The sequence below is a fragment of the Microbacterium sp. Soil_C_42 genome (genome assembly GCF_057656735.1).
The window spans coordinates 89,068-109,439 of the sequence record NZ_JBDGJU010000012.1 but is presented as its reverse complement, the minus strand read 5'-3'; the positions used below and the strand labels follow the sequence as shown (position 1 = coordinate 109,439).

General features: G+C 70.2%; 19 protein-coding genes and 1 pseudogene. 9 read left to right on the top strand and 11 right to left on the bottom strand.

The annotated features are described in order from the left end of the window. A pseudogene (locus tag AC3A46_RS09880) lies at positions 1-372 on the top strand (hypothetical protein); the annotation flags it as partial. 6 nt (positions 373-378) lie between these two features. On the opposite strand, the gene AC3A46_RS09875 reads toward AC3A46_RS09880, so the two are convergent. Next, on the bottom strand, positions 379-960 hold the full coding sequence (locus AC3A46_RS09875; RefSeq protein WP_487665026.1) for a TetR/AcrR family transcriptional regulator: 582 nt from the start codon (positions 958-960) through the stop codon (positions 379-381). A gap of 107 nt (positions 961-1,067) precedes the next feature. Between AC3A46_RS09875 and AC3A46_RS09870 the strand changes: the two genes are divergently transcribed. Further along, positions 1,068-1,823: an SDR family NAD(P)-dependent oxidoreductase gene (locus AC3A46_RS09870; protein WP_487665025.1), complete on the top strand. Its 756-nt coding sequence runs from the start codon at positions 1,068-1,070 to the stop codon at positions 1,821-1,823. Positions 1,824-1,895: 72 nt separating this feature from the next. Here AC3A46_RS09870 and AC3A46_RS09865 read toward each other — a convergent pair whose 3' ends face one another. Genes AC3A46_RS09865 through AC3A46_RS09855 form a run of 3 tightly spaced genes read right to left on the bottom strand, consistent with a single transcriptional unit; the run spans position 1,896 to position 3,586 of the window. Next, positions 1,896-2,369: an N-acetyltransferase family protein gene (locus tag AC3A46_RS09865; protein ID WP_487665024.1), complete on the bottom strand. Its 474-nt coding sequence runs from the start codon at positions 2,367-2,369 to the stop codon at positions 1,896-1,898. After that, positions 2,366-2,734 (bottom strand): HNH endonuclease, encoded by a 369-nt coding sequence (locus AC3A46_RS09860; RefSeq protein ID WP_487665023.1) that lies wholly within the window; start codon positions 2,732-2,734, stop codon positions 2,366-2,368. The genes AC3A46_RS09865 and AC3A46_RS09860 overlap by 4 nt, the downstream gene beginning before the upstream one ends. A gap of 21 nt (positions 2,735-2,755) precedes the next feature. After that, the gene (locus AC3A46_RS09855) at positions 2,756-3,586 is read right to left on the bottom strand and encodes a Cof-type HAD-IIB family hydrolase (protein ID WP_487665022.1); all 831 of its coding nucleotides are present in this window, start codon (positions 3,584-3,586) and stop codon (positions 2,756-2,758) included. A gap of 122 nt (positions 3,587-3,708) precedes the next feature. Here AC3A46_RS09855 and pgi point away from each other — a divergent pair, with 122 nt between their 5' ends. Beyond that, a complete protein-coding gene (gene pgi, locus AC3A46_RS09850; RefSeq protein ID WP_487665021.1) occupies positions 3,709-5,388 on the top strand; it encodes a glucose-6-phosphate isomerase in 1,680 nt (559 codons plus the stop codon). Between the two features lie 186 nt (positions 5,389-5,574). Here pgi and AC3A46_RS09845 read toward each other — a convergent pair whose 3' ends face one another. Further along, entirely contained in the window at positions 5,575-7,686 is a 2,112-nt protein-coding gene (locus tag AC3A46_RS09845; protein ID WP_487665020.1) for a glucose PTS transporter subunit IIA, read from the bottom strand. A gap of 471 nt (positions 7,687-8,157) precedes the next feature. On the opposite strand from AC3A46_RS09845, the gene AC3A46_RS09840 reads away from it, so the two are divergent. After that, positions 8,158-9,063 (top strand): aggregation-promoting factor C-terminal-like domain-containing protein, encoded by a 906-nt coding sequence (locus tag AC3A46_RS09840; protein WP_487665019.1) that lies wholly within the window; start codon positions 8,158-8,160, stop codon positions 9,061-9,063. 70 nt (positions 9,064-9,133) lie between these two features. On the opposite strand, the gene AC3A46_RS09835 is transcribed toward AC3A46_RS09840, so the two are convergent. From AC3A46_RS09835 to AC3A46_RS09825, 3 genes are all read right to left on the bottom strand, one after another. Beyond that, positions 9,134-9,841, bottom strand: a complete 708-nt coding sequence (locus AC3A46_RS09835) for a DUF899 domain-containing protein (protein ID WP_487665018.1) — start codon at positions 9,839-9,841, stop codon at positions 9,134-9,136. A gap of 536 nt (positions 9,842-10,377) precedes the next feature. Beyond that, positions 10,378-11,994, bottom strand: a complete 1,617-nt coding sequence (locus AC3A46_RS09830) for a solute symporter family protein (RefSeq protein WP_487665017.1) — start codon at positions 11,992-11,994, stop codon at positions 10,378-10,380. Continuing rightward, entirely contained in the window at positions 11,994-12,362 is a 369-nt protein-coding gene (locus AC3A46_RS09825; RefSeq protein ID WP_487665016.1) for a DUF485 domain-containing protein, read from the bottom strand. The genes AC3A46_RS09830 and AC3A46_RS09825 overlap by 1 nt, the downstream gene beginning before the upstream one ends. A 180-nt stretch (positions 12,363-12,542) precedes the next feature. Between AC3A46_RS09825 and AC3A46_RS09820 the strand changes: the two genes are divergently transcribed. The 4 genes from AC3A46_RS09820 to AC3A46_RS09805 are packed head-to-tail and all read left to right on the top strand — an operon-like array spanning position 12,543 to position 16,406. Further along, entirely contained in the window at positions 12,543-13,781 is a 1,239-nt protein-coding gene (locus AC3A46_RS09820) for a sensor histidine kinase (protein ID WP_487665015.1), read from the top strand. Continuing rightward, positions 13,778-14,521: a LytR/AlgR family response regulator transcription factor gene (locus AC3A46_RS09815; RefSeq protein WP_487665014.1), complete on the top strand. Its 744-nt coding sequence runs from the start codon at positions 13,778-13,780 to the stop codon at positions 14,519-14,521. Before AC3A46_RS09820 ends, AC3A46_RS09815 begins: the two co-directional genes overlap by 4 nt. Then, positions 14,518-14,928 (top strand): DUF485 domain-containing protein, encoded by a 411-nt coding sequence (locus tag AC3A46_RS09810; RefSeq protein ID WP_487665013.1) that lies wholly within the window; start codon positions 14,518-14,520, stop codon positions 14,926-14,928. The genes AC3A46_RS09815 and AC3A46_RS09810 overlap by 4 nt, the downstream gene beginning before the upstream one ends. Further along, positions 14,925-16,406 carry a sodium/solute symporter gene (locus AC3A46_RS09805; protein ID WP_487665012.1) on the top strand — a complete coding sequence of 494 codons (1,482 nt, stop codon included), beginning with the start codon at positions 14,925-14,927 and terminating at the stop codon, positions 16,404-16,406. The genes AC3A46_RS09810 and AC3A46_RS09805 overlap by 4 nt, the downstream gene beginning before the upstream one ends. A gap of 34 nt (positions 16,407-16,440) precedes the next feature. Here AC3A46_RS09805 and AC3A46_RS09800 read toward each other — a convergent pair whose 3' ends face one another. After that, the gene (locus AC3A46_RS09800; protein ID WP_487665011.1) at positions 16,441-18,240 is read right to left on the bottom strand and encodes a DUF2207 domain-containing protein; all 1,800 of its coding nucleotides are present in this window, start codon (positions 18,238-18,240) and stop codon (positions 16,441-16,443) included. A 42-nt stretch (positions 18,241-18,282) separates the two neighbouring features. Between AC3A46_RS09800 and AC3A46_RS09795 the strand changes: the two genes are divergently transcribed. Continuing rightward, on the top strand, positions 18,283-18,723 hold the full coding sequence (locus AC3A46_RS09795) for a MarR family winged helix-turn-helix transcriptional regulator (RefSeq protein WP_487665010.1): 441 nt from the start codon (positions 18,283-18,285) through the stop codon (positions 18,721-18,723). A gap of 15 nt (positions 18,724-18,738) precedes the next feature. Here the strand turns inward: AC3A46_RS09795 and AC3A46_RS09790 are convergent, their stop codons facing one another. Both AC3A46_RS09790 and AC3A46_RS09785 read right to left on the bottom strand, forming a co-directional pair. Further along, positions 18,739-19,473 (bottom strand): ABC transporter permease, encoded by a 735-nt coding sequence (locus AC3A46_RS09790; protein WP_487665009.1) that lies wholly within the window; start codon positions 19,471-19,473, stop codon positions 18,739-18,741. Beyond that, positions 19,470-20,294 carry an ABC transporter ATP-binding protein gene (locus AC3A46_RS09785; protein WP_487665008.1) on the bottom strand — a complete coding sequence of 275 codons (825 nt, stop codon included), beginning with the start codon at positions 20,292-20,294 and terminating at the stop codon, positions 19,470-19,472. Before AC3A46_RS09785 ends, AC3A46_RS09790 begins: the two co-directional genes overlap by 4 nt. Positions 20,295-20,372: the final 78 nt, after the last annotated feature.

Sequence of the window (20,372 nt, the reverse complement as noted above, 5' to 3'; positions counted from 1 at the left end):
GGCGACCCCGCCGAGGGCGCCGCGGCCGCGACCGACGGCGGGCGCCCGCTCGGCCTTCTCGGACTCGTCGCCGTGGCGACGCCGTTCGGCGGCTCACGGCTCGCCCGCCTGTTCGTCGTTCCGAGCATCCGCGCCTTCCGGCCCAAGGACGAGACCATCCTCACCCTGGGCCGCGAGACCTCGGTCAACGGCCGCATCGTGTCGGTGTTCGGGCCGTGGGACCCCCACATCCCCGAGGGGAGCGCCCTCGACGGCGCGACGAACATCGCGGTGCCGACGTCGGGCCACTTCCGGGTGCTCGGCGCGAGATCGACCGCGCGCGCCGTGCTCGACGGCATCGCCGTGCTCACCGGGACGGAACCCGCCGAGTAGCCCCGGTCACACTTCGGGGCGGTGCGGCCACCAGTCCGGCAGCAGCGCGAGATACACGCGGAGGAAGTCCTCGACCCGCGGGGACGGATGCCGCAGCCACCCGTCGATAATCCCCACCGTGCCGTCCGCGAGGAAGCGGGCGGCGGCATCCGAGACGCTCGCGGCGGTCGCGCCGGCGACCGGGACCGCGATCTCGACGCGCCCGCGGTCCAGCAGCGTCTCTGTGGTGCCGCGGAAGTGCCGGCTGAGCATCGCGTGCAGCGCTCCGCCGCCGTCCGCGAGCTCGCGGCGGTAGATGTCGACGTGCCGCAGGACGTGGTGCAGCACGCCTCGGGTCACGGTCGCGACGGCGGTGGCGGCATCCGATCGATCCTTCATGAGCTCGTCGCGCAGCACGTCGAGCTCGGCGGTGAGCGCCGCCTCGACCAGCGCCTCGGGCGAATCGGCGTGCTCGTAGAACGTCGAGCGGTGCACGCCGGCCGCGTCGGCGATCTGGGTCACCGTCAGGTTCGAGATCGGCTGATCCGCCGCGAGAGTGAGCGCGGCGGCGTACAGGCGGTCGCGGCTGCGCTGCTTTCGGGGGTCCATCGCACCTCCGGGAATGTTTCCTACAGGTGTAGGTTAACTCATGCATAACCGACAAATGTCGGAGAAGTGATCGGCGCCACGCGATGACGCCACCAACGGAGGTAATCATGGCTACGTACGATGTCGCGGAGCGTTCCGCCATCGTCACCGGCGCAGGATCCGGCATCGGCCGGGCGGTCGCCCTCACCCTCGCCGCCAACGGCGCCGCAGTCCTCGTCGCGGACGTGCGACAAGAGGCCGCGGACGCGGTCGTCGCCGAGATCACCGGCGCGGGCGGCGCCGCAGCGGCGTTCGTCGGCGACGTGTCGGACCCCGCGGTCGGGCAGGCGGCCGTCGAGGCCGCGGAGGCCCTCGGCCCCCTGCGGATCGCGGTCAACAACGCCGGCATCGGCGGGGCGGCGGCACCGATCGGCGAGTACCCGATCGACTCGTGGCAGAAGGTCATCGAGATCAACCTGAACGCCGTGTTCTACGGCACGCGCGCGCAGGCGCCCGCGATCGCGAAGAACGGCGGCGGCTCGATCGTCAACATCTCCTCGGTGCTCGGCTCGGTCGGCATCCCCATGTCGTCGGCGTACGTCACGGCCAAGCACGGCGTCGTCGGCCTCACCAAGAACGCGGCGCTCGAGTACGGCACGCAGGGCGTGCGCGTGAACGCGGTCGGCCCCGGCTTCATCCGCACGCCGCTCGTCGACGCGAACCTCGATGCCGACGCGCAGGCGGCTCTCGCCGCCAAGCACGCGCTGGGCCGCCTCGGCGACCCGCAGGAGGTCGCGAACCTCGTGGCCTTCCTCGCGTCGGACGCCGCGACCTTCGTCAGCGGCAGCTACCACCTCGTCGACGGCGGATACGCCGCGCAGTAGCATCCGTCCCTCCGGAACCGGCGGCCCGCGTGCACCCGAAGCACGCGGGCCGCCTCCCATTCCGCGCGATGTCTACAGCTGCGGCGGGGTCCAGACGAGAGTGTGTCCGGTCGCGGTGAACATCTCGTTACCGGCGAGCTTGCCGGTCGTGGTCGACTCGAGCACGAAGCCTAGCGCCTCATAGAAGTCGCGCGCCGCGTTTCCGTCGAGCACCTCGAGCTCGACCCGTCCGCCGGAGCGCGCGACGAAGTGCTCGACGAGCGCGCGGCCGACACCGCGGCGATAGAGGCCCGGGTCGACGTAGATCCAGGTGATCTCGCCGCCGTCGGGGCCGACGCTGCCGGCGATGAAGCCCACGACCGCGCCGTCGGTCTCGGCGACCCAGACCTCGTCGTCGAAGAGGCCCTCGTTCTCGTACGTGGCGGCGAGGTCGAGGTAGGCCTCGAGGAGTCCGGCGCCGCGGAGCTCGTCGAGCCGGGCGGCGTCGTGGATGCGCTGGATGTCGTCCCAGTCGGCGCTTTCGTATGGACGGATGCGGACCGTCACGGTGTCTCCTGAGGCACGGAGGCGGCGCCGCGCCACGCGGCGAGCACCTCGACGTGGCGCAGCAGGAACGCGCGCTCGTCGAGCCGCTTGCGCCGCAGCCACCCGGTCACCTCGTCGTTGCTCTTGCTGGCGTTGCAGGAGCGGCACGCGGGCACGACGTTCTCGAACGTGTAGCGGCCGCCGCGCGAGATGGGCAGCACGCAGTCCTTCTGGAACGGACCCGCCGTCATGCCGCAGTAGGCGCACGCGGCCCACGCCTCGACCAGGGCCTCCCACTCGTCGAGTGTGAGGTCGTTGTCGGCGGCGGCCACCCGGCGGGCGCGGCGCCGCGCTGCGCGCGCACGCCTGGTCTGACTCACCGCCATGCCCGAAGGCTACCGACTCCGTCAGGCGACGGGGTCGGGCACGCCGTCGAGGAGCTTCGCGATCGTGGTGATGACGCCGTGGTCGAGGTTCGACGGGGCACGAAAGCGCGCCCGCGCCGCGACGAGCGGGTGCGCGTTGGCCATCGCGAACGACAGGGACGCGGCATCCATCATCTCGAGGTCGTTGAGGTAGTCGCCGAACACCGCCGTCTGCTCGGGCGTGATGCCCGTCGCCGCCTGCAGCCGTCTGAGCGCGACGCCCTTGTTGACGCCCTGGTTCATCACGTCGATCCAGTGCTCTCCCGACACCACCACCTGGTGCGTGGCCCGCAGGTCCTCGAGCGCGGGGGCGGTGGCCGCGGCCTCCGCGAAGTCGAAGATCGCGACCTTGAGGATCTGGTCGTCGACCGCAAGCAGGTCGGGCATGGCCTCGAGGCGGGCGTAGTACTTCTCAGCCTCGGAGAGGAACGCGCCGTCGGCGCGCTCGATGTAGGCGGACCGCTTGCCGCACACGACGACGCCGAGGTCGCGCCCCTCGGCGGCGAGCGCCCGCAGGCGCGTCACGAGGGACGCCGTGAACGAGGCGTCCATCGCGTCAGAGCTGATCTCGGCGTCGCCCTCGACGACGTACGCGCCGTTCTCGGCGATGAACACCATGTCGTCGAGGTGCTCGGCGAACGCGCGCTGCAGCGTCGCGAGCTGGCGTCCGCTGGCCGGAGCGAAGCGGATGCCGTCCGCGTGCAGGCGATCCAGCAGCGGCCAGAGGGCCTCGGGGATGCGGCCGTGGCCGTCGAGCAGGGTGCCGTCCATGTCGACGGCGATGAGGCGAAGGTCGGGCGAGGGGAAGGGCATGGTGCTTCCAGCCTACGGTCGGCTTCCTGAACGCCGGGAGGGACGCCTGCTCACAACAGCCGCCGGAGATCGGTGAGTAACGCGTAACCAACGCGCACACCCGCGCGGGTACCTTGGGGTGCGTGACAGCTCCCATCGATGCCACCACCACGTCCGCCTGGGCCGAGCTCAGCTCGATCCGCGACTCGTTCGCCCCCGATCTGCGCGACTGGTTCGCCATCGATCCGCGGCGCGCCGAGCGCCTCAGCTTCGAGCTCGCCGACCTGCACGTCGACCTGTCGAAGAACCTCGTGACCGACGAGATCCTCGCGGCGCTCGTGAAGCTCGCCGCCGAGACCGGCGTCGCCGAGCGCTACGCCGCGATGCTCGCCGGCGAGCACATCAATACGACCGAGGACCGCGCGGTGCTGCACACGGCGCTCCGCCGCCCCGCCGGCGCTTCACCGGCGCTGGTGGTCGACGGCCAGAACGTCGACGCCGACGTGCAGTCGGTGCTCACCGCGATGACCGCCTTCGCCGAACGCGTGCGCTCCGGCGAGTGGAAGGGCGTGACGGGCAAGAAGGTCACACATATCGTCAACATCGGCATCGGCGGCTCCGACCTCGGCCCGGTCATGATCTCGGCCGCGCTCGAGCCCTACGCCACCGCCGGCATCCAGGCCCGGTTCGTCTCGAACATCGACCCGTTCGACATCGCGAACAAGACCAAGGACCTCGACCCCGAGACCACGCTCTTCATCGTCGCGTCGAAGACCTTCACCACCCTCGAGACGCTGACCAACGCGCGCCTCGCGCGCGACTGGCTGTGGGCCGGCCTCGCGACGTCGGGCGCGATCGACGGGTCGGATGAGGCGAAGACGGATGCTGTCGCCCACCACTTCGTCGCCGTCTCGACCGCCCTCGACAAGGTCGCCGCGTTCGGCATCGACACCGACAACGCGTTCGGGTTCTGGGACTGGGTCGGCGGCCGCTACTCCGTGGACTCGGCCATCGGCCTCTCGCTCATGATCGAGCTCGGCCCCGAGGTGTTCCGCGAGCTGCTCGCCGGGTTCCATGCGGTCGACGAGCACGTGGCGAGCACGCCGCTCGAGCGCAACGTGCCGGTGCTGATGGGCCTGCTCAACGTCTGGTACTCGAACTTCCTCGGCGCGCAGTCGCACGCGGTTCTCCCCTACGCCCAGCAGCTCTCGCGCTTCGCCGCTTACCTGCAGCAGCTCACGATGGAGTCCAACGGCAAGTCCGTCCGCTGGGACGGCTCCCCCGTGACGACCGACACCGGCGAGGTGTTCTGGGGCGAGCCCGGCACCAACGGCCAGCACGCGTTCTATCAGCTGATCCACCAGGGCACGCGCCTCATCCCCGCCGACTTCATCGCCTTCGCGAACCCCGCGTACCCCCTCGAGGACGGCGGCCGCGACGTGCACGGCCTGTTCCTGTCGAACTTCCTCGCGCAGACCAAGGCCCTCGCCTTCGGCAAGACCGCCGAAGAGGTCGGGGCCGAAGGCACCACCGGCGCCCTCGTCGCCGCGCGCACGTTCGCGGGCAACAAGCCGACCACGTCGATCTTCGCTCCTGCGCTCACGCCCGCCGTGCTCGGCCAGCTCGTCGCACTGTACGAGCACATCACCTTCACGCAGGGCGTGATCTGGGGCGTCAACTCGTTCGACCAGTGGGGCGTCGAGCTCGGCAAGCAGCTGGCGCTGCAGATCGCGCCGGCCATCGAGGGCGACGAGGCGGCGATCGCGGCACAGGATGCCTCGACCCGGGCGCTCCTCGCCTACTACGCCGCGCACCGCAAGTAGGCCGCACGACGTCGAGGGGTGGGTGCCGAGGTCTCGGCACCCACCCCTCCGTCGTTCCCGCGGCCGGTTCCCGCAGCCGCTGCAGTTCTCGCCCGGCCCCATTCGCCCGCGCTATGGGAATCGGCATCCGCGGTTGTTTCACACAGCCGCGGATGCCGATTTCGCTAGCGCGAAGCCGACACCGGCTTACGACGCGGGCTTGGGCTCCACCGTGATCAGCGAGCCGCCCACGGCGATGTCGCCTTCGAGCACCGGCGACACCTCGCCGAAGTCGTCGGCGTTGAGCACGATGACGGGCGTGATGAGCGGGTAGCCGGCCTTCTCGATCACCGCGCGGTCGAACGTCACCAGCGGCGTGCCGAGCTCGACGCGATCACCGTTCTTCACCTTGACGTCGAAGCCTTCGCCCTTGAGGTTGACGGTGTCGATGCCGACGTGGATCAGCAGCTCCACGCCGCCGTCGAGCACGATGCCGAAGGCGTGCCCGGTCGGCTGGGCCGCCGCGATCACGCCCGCGCCGGGCGAGAACACGGTGTCGCCCGCAGGCTCGATGGCCGCGCCCGGGCCCATGACCCCGCCCGCGAACACCGGGTCGGGCACCTCCGACAGCGGAACGACCTTGCCCGCCAGCGGCGACAGCACCTCGATCGACGCCTTCTCGAGCAGGGCGGTCGCCACCGGGACGGCGGCCGCAGCCGGGGCCGCCTCCGACGCGTCGATGACACGGGGCTCGCTCGCCTCGACGACCGCGGGCGCGACGTGCTCGGCCGCAGCCGCCGCCTCGGCCGCGTCGCGCGCCGCCTCGAACTCGGCCTGCTGCTCGGGCGTGCGGAAGTTCGACCAGATCACGAGGAACATCGACGTGAAGAACGCGAGGCCGATCGCGATCGCGTAGAGGCCCATCGGCTCGAACGCCGGGATCGTCAGCAGCGACGTGAACACGAACGCCTGCGTGGTGACGCCATCGGGCAGGCCCATGATCAGGCTGCCGATGCCGATCGTCAGTCCGCCGACGAAGCAGCCCACGAGCATGCGCGGGTAGATCCGCTTGAACCGCAGGTGGATGCCGTACAGCGACGGCTCCGAGATGCCACCCAGCAGGCCCGCGGCGAGCGCGCCCGTCGAGGTCTGACGCATCTGCGTGTCGCGGTGACGGAGCGAGAGCACGAGCACGCCGGCGGTCGCACCGAAGCATGCGAAGTTCCACGCGCCCATCGGGCCCTGGATGAAGTCGTACCCGAGCGTCTGGATGTTCAGGAGCATGATCGCGTTGATGGGCCAATGCAGGCCGAGGGGCACCATGAACGGGTACGCGAGCGGGATGACGATCGCGAAGATGAACGGCGAGAAGCTGTTGATCGCCGCGAGGGCCTGGGCCAGCACCGCGCCGACGTAGACGCCGATCGGCCCGATCACGAACGCGGTCAGCGGCATCATGATGAGCATCGCGAAGAACGGAACGAAGATGAGCTGCAGGTTCGCCGCGATGATCCTTCGCAGCAGCTTGTACAGCGGCCCCAGCACCGCCGCCATGAGCAGCGGCGGGAACACCTGCGAGCTGTAATTCGCGATCGGCAACGGGATGCCGAAGACCGGGACGATCGCGACCTGCGCAGCCTCGATCCCGAACAGCGCCGTCGGCTCGACCCCCTGGGCGAGCGACGTGAAGCCCGGGAGCATGAGCACCGCCATGATCGCGAAGCCCACCCACGGGTCGGCGCCGACCTTCTTCGTCGCGTTGTAAGCGACCATGAGCGGCAGGAAGACGAAGACGCTCTGCCACATCAGGTTGATGAACGCCCAGGACGGATCGAGCGTGACCCCGGGCTCGTTCCAGTCCGGGATCACGTCGAGCGTCGCCATGAGGGCCATGAACGTGATGAAGAACGAGGCGCCGAGCAAGGCGCCGAGGATCGGCCGGAACGAGTCCGACAGGAACTCGAACAGCGAGTCGATCCACGCGACCTTGCCGCGCACCCCTTTCGCACGCTCGCGCGCCTTGATGGAATCGAGGTCGTCGGGATCGGATGCTGCGGCCCCGCCGCCGTCCTTCATCTCGGGCAGCGCCATGATGTCGTTGTAGACGTTCTGCACGCCGCCGCCGATGACGACCTGGAACCGTTCGCCCGCCTGCGGCACGGCGCCCATGACTCCGGGGATCGCCTCGACGGCCGTGGCGTCGACGCCGGACGCGTCACGGAGCTGGAATCTCAGCCGGGTGGCACAGTGGGTCAGGCTCTCGATGTTGCCGGCGCCGCCGACGGCCTTGACGATGTCTGCTGCGGACGATGTAGCCATGGATCTCTCCTTCGCGAGGTGTCGTGCGCGCATCGACGACGCACCGCACCGCGCCGTGCCCCGTCGAGCGCAACGCTAGCGCCCGACTGGTGACGCGGGAAACATCCACACGCCGGGATTCTCCTCACGCCGTCATCCCCCGGACCGTCGGCGAGACGTGTCGCCGTCATGCACGCGATGGCCTCGCTGGCGCTGTCGGGGTCGACCGCGCTCGTGGCCGGGAGCCGCCCGTGCGTGCGAGCCCATGAGGTGCGGCGCCGTTGCCGCACTGAGGGCGCCGATACACCTCCGTGAGAAGATTCTCATTCTCCGATCAGGCCTTTCCCTGAAAAGCGCTCTCACGTTCCGCCCAGGAAACCACCGGGAACCATCCAGACACGATGAGGCAGACTCGGGGACTTGTGCGCCCGACCCGACGGCGCACGGGCGCCGATACCCGCGGCGCGAAACCCGAAGGATCGTACGTTCGTCATGCATTCAGACCAGTCACCCACGCCTGCCCGCCGTTCACGCCGCCGCTTCTTCGTGCCCACCGTCGCCACCGGAGCCGCCCTCGGCGTGCTCCTCACGACGGGCCTCACGCTCGCTTCCCCGGCACTCGCCGCCGCTGCGCCGCTGGCCGCCTCCGCGATCGCCTCCGCCGCCGCACCCGAGGCGACCGCAGACTCCTTCCGCGACATCCGCGTCGATGCCCAGGGCACCCTCCTCTCGGCCCGCGTCGCGCTGAGCGACGCCGCCGCGGTCACCGCCGACATCGCCGCCGCAGGCCTCGACCTGGGCATCAGCGACACCTCCGTCGGCACCGCCGGCCTCGAGCGGGCGGCCGACCGCCTCGCGAAGCTCGACGTCGTTCCCATGCTCCTCGTTCCGGGACTCACCGCCGACGCGAGCGGTGCCACCGAGACGGTCGAGGCCCGGGTGGCAGAGCTCCGCGAGCACCTCGACGCCGCCAAGGAGAAGAAGGCCGCGGAAGAGGCGGCCGCGGCCGCCGCAGCCGCTGCCGCCGCCGCTGCCGCCGAAGCTCAGCGCCAGGCCGAAGAAGCAGCCGCCGCCCTCGCTGCCGCGAACACTCCCGAGGGCGCCAAGGCGACCGCGCGCCAGATGGCCGCCTCGCAGTACGGCTGGGGCGACGGCCAGTTCTCGTGCCTCGAGTCGCTCTGGGAGAAGGAGTCGAACTGGAACTACCAGGCGTACAACTCCGGCAGCGGCGCCACCGGCATCCCGCAGTCACTGCCCGGCAACAAGATGGCCAGCGCCGGCGCCGACTGGCAGACCAATGCCACCACGCAGATCGCGTGGGGCCTCGGCTACATCGCCGGCTCATACGGCACGCCGTGCGCCGCGTGGGGCCACTCGCAGGCCACCGACTGGTACTGATCAGCCAGCCTCCATCTGAAACGGATGCCGCACCCCGGCCGCAGTCGCGGGGTGCGGCATCCGTCTTGTTCTATGCGTGCGCGTGCGCGCCGGGCCCGTACAGCTCCGCGACCTTCTGCGACGTGAACCACCCGTCGTAGGCGTCGGTCTTCGGCCACCCTTCCGGCGAGTCCTGCCATTCCTCCTGGCGGCCGTACGGGAGCACGTCGACGAGCGGGAACGTATGGCTCAGCTGCTCCGTGCCCCGGCCGTTCGTGTGCCAGGTGCGGTAGACGGTGTCGCCGTCGCGGAGGAAGACGTTCACCGCGAAACCGCCTCCGGCGGGCGCGTCGACGTCGGCGCCGAACGGGCTCCCGGCCGTGGAGTACCAGTCCATCCGGTTGCCCGTGCGCTCCTTGTACTCGAGCGCTTCGTCGATCGGACCCTGCGTCACGATGACGAACCGGGCGTCGTATGCGTCGAGGAAGTCGAGCCGGGTGAACTGCGACGTGTAGCCGGTGCAGCCCGGGCACTGCCATTGCTTCCCCTCGAACCACATGTGGTTGTAGACGATGAGCTGCGATTTGCCCTCGAAGACGTCGACGAGGCGCACCGGGCCGTACTCGCCCATCAGCGTGTAGTCGGGCATCTCCACCATCGGCAGCCGGCGGCGCTGCGCCGCGATGGCGTCGAGCTCTCGCGTCGCCGCCTTCTCGCGCACGCGGAGCTGATCGAGCTCGCGTCGCCACTCCTCGGCATCGACGACGGGCGGAAGGGCGTTCTGGGTCGAGCTCTGCATCGGAACCTCCGAGTGTCGAGTGCGTATGTTGACACTGTACACATCTGGATGCTGCGGTCAAGGGGCTTCGCGGGGTCGCCGGCGACAGCCACTCAGGAAACCGATCACGAGAAGATAACAGCGAACTCTTGTCAGCGTTATCTGGCCGTTATAGAGTGCTGGCACGGTAGTTGTTTTGCTGTGGCAGCTACCGACATGTGATTGCAGGACACTCTTGGTGCAAGGGACAAGGGCCGGTCGGTAGCCTCTCCGACCGGCCCTTACTTTTGCCCTTCGACCAGGACATCTGAGATCACGCACCCGCCCGCCGGCGACGACCTTCGAGCTCCCGGCCCCCGCTCGCCGAGCGGGACCTGGGAAGATCACGAAAAGATCACAGAAAACGCTTGTCAGCGTTATCTGGCCGTTATAGAGTGCTGGCACGGTAGTTGTTTTGCTGTGGCAGCTACCGACATGTGATTGCAGGACACTCTTGGTGCAAGGGACAAGGGCCGGTCGGTAGCCTCTCCGACCGGCCCTTACTCTTGCCCTCTGCGCTAGTGGCTGACCGCCTTCTCGGCGCCGATGCCGGTGAGCGAGCGCACTTCCATTTCGGACTGCTTCTTCGGGTCTTCCGGCGTCTTGTCCAGCACGCTGACGATCCAGCCGAGGAAGAACGCGAGCGGGATCGAGACGATGCCGGGGTTCGACAGCGGGAACCACGCGAAGTCGATCGCGTCGGTCTTCAGCATCGACGTCTCGGAGCCCGAGACCACCGGCGAGAACACGATGAGCAGGATCGCCGAGGTGAGACCCCCGTACATGCTCCACAGTGCGCCCTTGGTCGTGAACCGCTTCCAGAACAGCGAGTACACGATCGTGGGCAGGTTCGCCGAGGCCGCGACGGCGAACGCGAGGGCCACGAGGAACGCGACGTTCTGACCGTTCGCTCCGATGCCGCCGATGATCGCGACGATGCCGATGATGACCACCGTGCGCCGCGCGACCTTCACCTCGGCACCCGGCTCGGGCTTGCCCTTCTTCACGACCGACGCGTAGATGTCGTGCGCGAACGACGCGGCGGCGGTGATCGTGAGGCCGGCGACGACCGCGAGGATCGTCGCGAAGGCGATCGCCGAGATGAGGCCGAGCAGCAGCGGTCCGCCCAGCGAGAACGCGAGCAGCGGGGCCGCCGAGTTCGGGCCACCGGGCGCCGCGGCAATGACGGCCGGGCCGACGAGAGCGGCGGCCCCGTAGCCGAGGACCAGCGTGAAGACGTAGAAGATGCCGATGAGCCAGATGGCCCAGACGACGGACTTGCGCGCCTCCTTGGCCGTGGGCACGGTGTAGAAGCGCATCAGCACGTGCGGCAGCGCCGCGGTGCCGAGCACCAGGGCGAGACCCAGCGACAGGAAGTCGATCTTCGAGGTGTCCGAGACGCCGTACTTGAGGCCCGGGTCGAGGATCGCCGGGTTCTCGGCGACGGCCACGGCCTTGTCGAGGAGCGCCGAGAAGTCGAAGCCGTTGAGCGCGAGCACCCACACCGTCATCACACCGGCGCCCGCGATGAGCAGCACGGCCTTGATGATCTGGACCCAGGTGGTGCCCTTCATGCCTCCGATGAGCACGTAGAGGATCATGAGCGCGCCCACCACCGTGATGACGACGGCCTGGCCCAGCTGGTCGCCGATGCCGAGCAGCAGCGACACCAGGCCACCGGCGCCCGCCATCTGCGCGAGCAGGTAGAAGAAGCACACGACGAGCGTGGTGGTCGCCGCTGCGATGCGCACCGGACGCTGCTTGAGCCGGAACGACAGCACGTCGGCCATCGTGAACTTGCCGGTGTTGCGCAGCAGCTCCGCGACGAGCAGCAGCGCCACGAGCCACGCGACGAGGAAGCCGATCGAGTAGAGGAACCCGTCGTAGCCGGTCATCGCGATCGCACCGACGATGCCGAGGAACGACGCCGCCGACAGATAGTCGCCCGCGATCGCGGAGCCGTTCTGGCCGCCCGTGAACGAGCGGCCGGCGGCGTAGTAGTCGGCCGCGGTCTTGTTGTTCCGGCTGGCGCGGAACACGATCACCATCGTGACGGCGACGAACGCGCCGAAGATGGCGATGTTGAGCCAGGGCTCGCCCGGCGACGTGGTCGCCGCATCTGTGAAGTGCCGCATCAGCGCGTCTCCCCTGCCCTCTCGAACTCGCCGGTCTCGATCTCGTCGCGGATCTCCTCCGCGAGCGGGTCGAGGCGCTTGTTGGCGTAGTGGACGTACCAGGTCGTGACGGCGAAGGTCGTGACGACCTGCGCCATGCCGAGGACCATCGCGATGTTGACGCTGCCGAACACCCGGATCGACATGAAGTCGTGGGCGTAGCTGGCGAGGAGGACGTACGCGAGATACCAGGCCAGGCACGCGCCCAGCACCGGGAAGACGAAGCTCCGATGCGTGCGCCGGAGCCGTTGGAAATCAGGTGATGCTTGCACCGCGCCGTAGTCGACCTCTGCGAGGTTCGTCTCGGCGCTGGGGGCTTCGTTGCCCATGGCGTCTCTCCTTCGAGGGGGGTCGGCGCGCCCGACGGCCGCGCCGCTGCGTTGACAGTGCGACCATGCTCGCGTTCAGGCGGTGGAGCCGGGGGCGGTCGCCGTTCGTCGTCGGTGAGCGGCGTCCACGGTGCGACGAACGGCGGTCGGCTGACGACGAACGACGGCTACGCTGGCCGCATGCCCGAGTCGATGCTGCTCGCCGCTGCCGCCGGCGTCCTCGCCGGGGCGCTCGCGGTCGGCGTCGTGATCCTGCTCCGGCGCATCGTGGTGGCATCCAAGGAGCTCGGCACCGACGTCGAGCAGGCCACGTACCAGACCCTCCACCTCGCGAGCCGCGCTGCCAAGCACCTGCGCGGCGGCATCGCCGAAGGCGACGCGATCCGCGCCGGTCGCCATCTCAAGGCTCTCCTCGGGTGCGAGACGCTCGCGCTCGTCGACCCGTCGGGTCACGTCACCGTCGAGGGCGACGACGCCGTGCGCGAGGTCGCCGGACGACTGGCCGCCGAGGCCCGTGCGTCGGGTCGCACGCAGATGCAGCGACGGGCGCGGATCGGCGAGCGGGAGACGGATGCTGTCGCCGCGCCGATCCTCGCGAGCGGCGTGCCCGCGGGGGCCATCGTCGCGTTCGCGCCGCGCGTGCGGGCCGGGCTCGTGCGCGCGACCGGCGAAGTGGCGGACTGGGTGGCCGCCCAGGTGGAGCTCGGCGAGCTCGACGCATCGCGCGCGGCCCTCGCCGAGGCCGAGGTGCGCGCGCTTCGCGCGCAGATCAGCCCGCACTTCATCTACAACTCGCTCAACGCCATCGCCTCGTTCATCAACACCGACCCTGCGAAGGCCCGCGACCTCGTGCTCGAGTTCGCCGACTTCACGCGGTACTCCTTCCGCCGGCACGGCGATTTCACCACCGTCGCCGAAGAGCTCCGCTCGATCGACAGCTACCTGAAGCTCGAGCGCGCCCGGTTCGGCGAGCGCCTGAAGGTGACCCTGCAGATCGCCCCCGAGGTGCTGTCGACGGTGGTGCCGTTCCTGTCGATCCAGCCGCTCGTCGAGAACGCGGTGCGCCACGGGCTCGAGGGCAAGGAAGGGGGCGGACGCATCACGATCGAGGCCTCCGATCAGGGGGCGTTCGCCGAGATCAGCGTCGAGGACGACGGCGTCGGCATCGACCCGGTCGTGCTCGAGCGCGCACTGGCCGGTGGTGCACCGGGTGAGCACGTGGGCCTTCGCAACGTCGACGCCCGGCTCCGGCAGGTCTACGGCGACGAGCACGGACTGGTGGTCGACACGAACGTCGGCGCGGGCACGCTGGTGCGGATGCGCGTGCCGAAGTCGCAGCCCGGCCGGGTCGCGGCATCCACCGGTCCCGTCCGTGCGACGGCGACCCTCGAGCGGCCGGAGGGGAGGCGCGAACCGTGATCTCCGTCCTCATCGCCGACGACGAGCAGCCCGCGATCGACGAGCTCGCGTTCCTGCTCGGACAGGACCCGCGCATCGGCGTCATCCACCAGGCGCCCTCGGGGGCCGAGGCGATCCGGCTGCTGACGCGGGAGAGCGTCGATGCCGCGTTCCTCGACATCCACATGCCCGGTCTGAGCGGCTTCGACCTCGCCCGCGCCCTGCAGCGGTTCGAGCGCCGCCCGGCACTCGTCTTCGTCACGGCTGACGAGGAGAGCGCCCTCGAGGCCTTCGACCTCGCGGCGGTGGACTACCTCCTCAAGCCCGTGCGCACGGAACGGCTTCACCGGTCGGTCACGCGCGTCCTCGAGGCGATGAAGGCGCAGGCTGCGCCGGCGACGGATGCCGCCGCCTCCGCCCAGCCGGAGCTCATCGCCGTGACACTCGGCGGAACGACGCGCATGATCCGCCGTGACGAGGTGCGGTACGTGCAGGCCCAGGGCGACTACGCGCGGCTGCACACCGAGGAAGCGAGCTACCTCGTGCGCGTGCCGATGTCGGATCTCGAGCGGCAGTGGTCCGACGCATTCGTGCGGATCCACCGCTCCTACCTCGTCGCGATCCCCCACCTCGCGCGCCTCCGGCTCGGGGGCGACCGTCCCAGCGTCACTGTCGGCGGCGCCGAGCTGCCGGTCAGCCGGCGGTGCCTGCCGGCGCTGCGCGAAAGGCTGGAGTCGACGACGATCCGGCCGCGCGCATGACCCCGGACGACGCCGCACCCCCCGACCGGCGCCCGCCGTCGCCGGGCCGGGTACGCGTCACCGGTCCGCACGCGGGCTCCCCCGCCGCATCCGTCCGCTCGTCGTCGCCGGAGGCGGAGGGAGGTCCCACGAGCGACATCGCCGGCGTGTACGTGCGCTCGCTGATCCGGTCGCAGCTGCGCCTCGGGATCGTGTTCGCGCTGGGTTTCGTCGTCGCCACCGCGCTGTTCGTGCTGGCCATCGCGCTCGTGCCCCAGCTCGACACGACGTTCGTCCTCGGCGTACCGCTGTCGTGGCTGCTGCTCGGGGTCGGCGTGTACCCGCTCGCCATCACGGTCGGCGGACTCTACGTGCGTGCGGCGTCGCGCAACGAGGCGCGCTACCGGGCACTGGCGGAGGACAGGTGAACCCCGCGATCGGCTACATCGCGATCGCCGCGGTGGCTGTGGCATCGGCGCTCATCGGCTTCTACGGCCTGCGGGTGTCGCGCACGACGAGCGACTTCTACGTCGCGAGCCGCACGGTGCGTCCCTGGTGGAACGCGTCGGCGATCGGCGGGGAGTATCTGTCGGCGGCGTCGTTCCTGGGGATCGCCGGCCTCATCCTGCTCACCGGATCGTCGGCGCTGTGGTTCCCGATCGGGTACACGGCGGGATACCTCATGCTGCTGCTGTTCGTGGCCGCGCCGCTGCGCCGCTCGGGGGCGTACACGATCCCCGACTTCACCGAGGCGCGGCTGGACTCCCTGTGGGCACGGCGCGTGACGAGCACGCTCGTGATCGTCATCGGGTGGTTCTACATCGTGCCCCAGCTGCAGGGCGCGGCGCTCACCGTGCGGATCACGACCGGTCTGCCCTCCTGGGTGGGGTCGCTCGCCGTCGCGGTCATCGTGGCGGTCGTGGTCGCGGCAGGCGGCATGCGCTCGATCACCTTCGTGCAGGCGTTCCAGTTCTGGCTGAAGCTCACGGCCCTCGCGATCCCGGTGGTCGCGATCCTGCTCCTCGTCGGCGACGCGCGGCCCGCATTGCCGCCGCTCGAGGCGTTCCCACCGAGCGCGGGCCCCGGCGACCTCGAGGTCTACCGGACGGTGTCGCTCATGGTGGCGCTGCTGCTCGGCACGCTCGGACTCCCCCACGTGCTCGTGCGCTTCTACACGAACCCCGACGGTGTCGCTGCACGTCGCACGACCGTCATCGTGCTCGTCCTGCTGTCGGTGTTCTATCTGTTCCCGACCGCGTTCGGGTTCCTCGGCCGCGCGTTCGCGCCCGACCTCGCGCAGTCGGGCGACGCCGACGCGCTCATCCTGCTGCTGCCCGATCGGATGATCGCGGGGCCGCTCGGCGACGTGCTGACGGCCCTCGTCATCGCGGGCGCGTTCGCGGCGTTCCTCTCCACATCGTCAGGGCTCGTGGTGTCGCTCGCCGGAGTCATCAGCCAGGACCTGCTCGGCGGCAGCGTGCGCGGCTTCCGCATCGCCGCGGTGCTCTCGTCGTTCGTCCCCCTGGTCGTCGCGCTGGCCACCGAGCCGGCGGGGCTCGCCGGCAGCGTCGGCCTGGTCTTCGCGTTCACCGCGTCGACCCTGTGCCCCGTGCTGCTGCTCGGCATCTGGTGGCGGGGCCTCACGGCACGCGGCGCGATCGCGGGCATGCTCACGGGCGCGGTCCTCTCCGGCGTCGCGATCCTGGGCGGCGGACTCGTGACGGCGGGATGGCCCGCCCTGCGTCCGTTCCTCGAGCAGCCCGCCGCGTGGACCGTTCCGATCGCGGTGGTCGTGACCGTGGTCGTCTCACTCGGCGATCGCCGCGGCATCCCGCGCGGCACCGACCGCTTCCTCACCCGGCTCCACGTGCCGGAGCCGACGACCCCTCACCCGCACGAAGGCTGAAGCGGGCGCGGTCCCCGAGGGGCGGCATCCCGGATCAGACGCCGCCGCCCCCGCCTCCGCCACCGCCGCCGCCCGCCGAGCCGCCGCCCGACGACCCGCCGGACGTGGACGACGACGACGCCGACGTCGACAGGTTCGAGATCCCGGCCGAGAACGCCGCCGCGTTGAATCCGGTCGAGCCCGAGTACCAGCCCGGGGAGCTGCCCGAACCGTAGAGCACGGCGAGTTCCTCGGCCCACTTCTTCTCCTGGCCGAACACCACCGCGTACGGCAGCAGGGTCTCGTACAGCTTCAGCTTCATGCGCGGGTCCGAGACGTCGACGCGCACGCGCTCTGCGCCCTGCGGCGACTGCAGCATGCGGATGCGGTCGGCCTCGGCCCACTCGATGAAGTCCTTCAGCCCGAGCAGGTGGTCGCGCGCCTCGGCGCCGGCGGCGGTGAGGGGCTTGCGCGACACCATCCCCGCCACCAGCAGCACGACGAGCACGGCACCGATGATCAGCAGGATCGGCACCCACGCCGTCACGTAACCCGCCAGCGCGCCGATGCCGAAGAGCAGCACGAGGACCGCGGACACGATCGCGATGACGACCGGCCAGGCCCGGGCGCTGAGCGGCACCTTGCGTCGCAGTCCCCTCGATGACAGCTCCGCCGACGCCGCCTTCAGCACCTTCTGCGCCGTCGTCGAGAACCTCGTGTCGGAGCGGCCGAACTCGAACTCCTCGCCCGGGAGGCCCTGCGGGAACAGGCCGGGCAGCAGCATCCGCCCGTCCCCGTCGGCGAGGGACGGGTCCACGAGCACGGCCTTCAGCTTCGTGCCGCCGAACCACTTGGGCGGGCCTTCTTCGATACGGATGCTGCCCACCACCGCCTGCTCGAGCACCTCGGCCGGGATCGCCTTCGTGGTGCGGCCGAGCAGCACGGCACTCTCGAGGGCGTCGATGGCGCGCGGCGGCGTGTACTCCGCGATGATGACGGGGCGCCCGGGCTCGTCGCGGAGACGGCGACGGCGCGTGACGGCCGCCAGCACGAGGGCGGTGCCGAGTCCGAGCACGGCCGCCCCGCTCTGCAGCCAGCCCCACGGCGAGGCGAGATAGTTCGGGTCGAACTCGGTGAACGTGTCGCGGTCGAACCCGACCGCGATCGTCATCGTCTGGTACGGCTGCACGTTCTCGGCCGAGGCCGCGATCGTCCGGTCGCCGTCGTCGATCGGGCAGGTCTGGGTCGCGCCCTGGGAGCCGACGTAGCAGGCCTGCGCACCGGTGCGCGCAGCCTCCAGGTCGTCGGGCATCGTCACGCGCGCCGTGATGCGGCCGAAGGGCTGCGCCCACTCGACGCCGTTGACGTCCCAGTAGAACTCGTCGACCCCGGTGTCGGCGAAGTAACGCGTGACGTTGTGGAGCGTGTAGGTGAAGACGTACGTCTGCCGGCCGTGGACGAAGTCGTCGGCGCGCGACGTCATGGAGTAGTAGCCGTCCTCCGATTCCGTCTCCTCGGCACGCGGGGTGCCGGTCTCGTCGGTGATCGAGACGAGCTCGGGGCTCAGCGGTGCGCCCAGGTGGTTGTCGGGGATGGAGCGGCGCATGCCCCTGTTCTGGTCGAACTCGGGAAACAGCGCCACGAAGGTCTCGACGACCGTCAGGGTGCTCGTGCCGTCCTCGGCGCGACCCAGCTGGTACTCCACGTCGAGGCTCTCGAACGAGAAGTCTTCGACGCCCGCGTGCGCCGGGCTCGGGTTCAGGCCGGCGAGCAGCACGCCGGCCAGCAGGGCGAGCACCAGCCCCGCGGATCCGAGACGGTGCGTGCGCCACGACCCGACTGCAGAAGACGCCATGGGGCCAGCCTAGGGTCGGTGCGAGGCTCTAATCTTGACGCTATGACCGATCGCCGTCTCGCCATCGACGCGTGGGAGAGCCTGTTCCGCGCGCAGCACGAGGTGTTCGGCGACATCAACGACGACTTCGACGACCAGACGCTGAGTCAGGCCGAGTACGACGTGCTCCTGACCGTGACCCGCGCCGACGACCTCACCGCGCGCCTGCGCGACGTGACGGCGAACATGCTGATCAGCCAGCCGAGCGTCTCGCGCCTCGTCGACCGCATGGTGGCGCGCGGACTGATCACCAAATGCGCCGACCCCGACGACGGACGCGGGGCGCTCGTCCATGCGACGGATGCCGGGGCGTCGTTGTTCCGCCGCATCGCCAGCGCGCACGGCAAGGCGATCGCCGAGCGCATGTCGCTGCTCTCGGACGACGAGCTCTGCCAGCTGCGCGACCTCACCGCGAAGCTGCGCAAGAAGCAGCCCAGCTGCTGACTTCAGGGCATCGGGCTATGGCGTCCGGCGCCGGAGGGTGAGCGACGCGAGGATCAGCGCGCCCACGGCGAACGCGACCACGATGAGCAGAGGCCCGAAGACGTCCCAGCCCTCGTCGCCGGCGGTGACCGCGTTGATCGTGTCGATGGCGTAGCTCAGCGGCAGGATCTTCGAGATCTGGTACAGCGCCTCGGGCATGTCCTCTCGCGGCATGAACAGCCCGCCCAGGATGATCTGCGGGAACACGATGAGCGGCATGAACTGCACCGCCTGGAACTCGGTGCGTGCGAAGGCGCTCGCCAGGAGCCCGAGCGCGGAGCCGAGGATCGCGTCGACGACGGCGACGAGCCCGAGCTGCCACAGCGGGCCGTCGACCTGCAATCCGCACACCCACACCGCGAAGGTCACGGTGATGACCGCCTGCAGCGTCGCCATGAGCCCGAACGCCAGCCCGTACCCGAGGATGAAGTCGGCCTTCGCGATCGGCGTCGTCATGAGCCGCTCGAGGGTCCCCGACCGCCGCTCGCGGAGCGTGGTGATCGAGGTGATCAGGAACATCACGATGAACGGGAACAGCGCCAGGATCGGCCCGCCGAACTGGTCGAACACGCCCTCCTGATCGCTGAACAGCCACGCGAACAGGCCCACGAGCAGGCTCGGCGCGACGAGCATGAGCGCGATCGAGCGCGGGTCGTGGCTGAGCTGCCGGAGCACCCGCCCCGCGGTCGCGAGGGTCAGCACGCCGTTCATGAGGGGCTCCCCTCGTCTGCATGGCGCGTATTCTCGGCCTGCTCGCGCGCCTCACGCCGCGTGAGCGGATGCTGCGCCTCGGCCTCAGCGCGAGCCTTCGCGTCGCGCTCGATGAGCGTGAGGAACGCGGCATCCGGGTCCGTCGTCCCGGTGTCGGCGAAGAGACCGTCGGGCGTCGTGTCGGCGATGATGCGTCCCGCGCGCATGAGCACGAGGCGGTCGCACCGGAGGGCCTCGTCCATGACGTGGCTCGAGACGACGAGCGTCGCGCCGGCGTCGGCGAGGCCGCGGAAGACCTCCCACAGCTCGGCGCGCAGCAGTGGATCCAGGCCCACCGTGGGCTCGTCGAGGACGAGCAGCTCGGGCACCCCGAGCATGGCGACCGCGAGCGAGACGCGGCTCTCCTGTCCGCCGGAGAGCGAGTCGATGGTCTGGTCGCGCTGGTCGGCGAGACCGACCTGCTCGATGACGCGATCGACGTCGGTGCGGGGCGCGTCGACGAGGCGCGCGAAGTAGCGCAGGTTCTGCTGGATCGTGAGGTCGCCGTAGACAGAGGCGGCCTGCGTGTCGTATGCGACGCGCTTGCGCAGCGCGCGCGAACCGGCCGGTTCGCCGAGCACCGTCACGTCGCCGGCCGCGACCTTCTGCACGCCCACGATCGAGCGCATCAGCGTGGTCTTGCCGCACCCCGACGGGCCGAGCAGCCCGGTGATCTGCCCGCGCGGAACGTGCAGATCGAGCCCCGTGAACACCTCGGTCCTGCCGCGCGTGACGTGCAGGCCACGCACGCTCACCGCATCCGTCTGCGCGTTGTTCGTCACGAGATGAATAGTGGCCCGCCTCCGGCACGCCGTCCAGGGGCGAGATCGCGCCGGCGTGATGCCAGGATGAGGCATGCC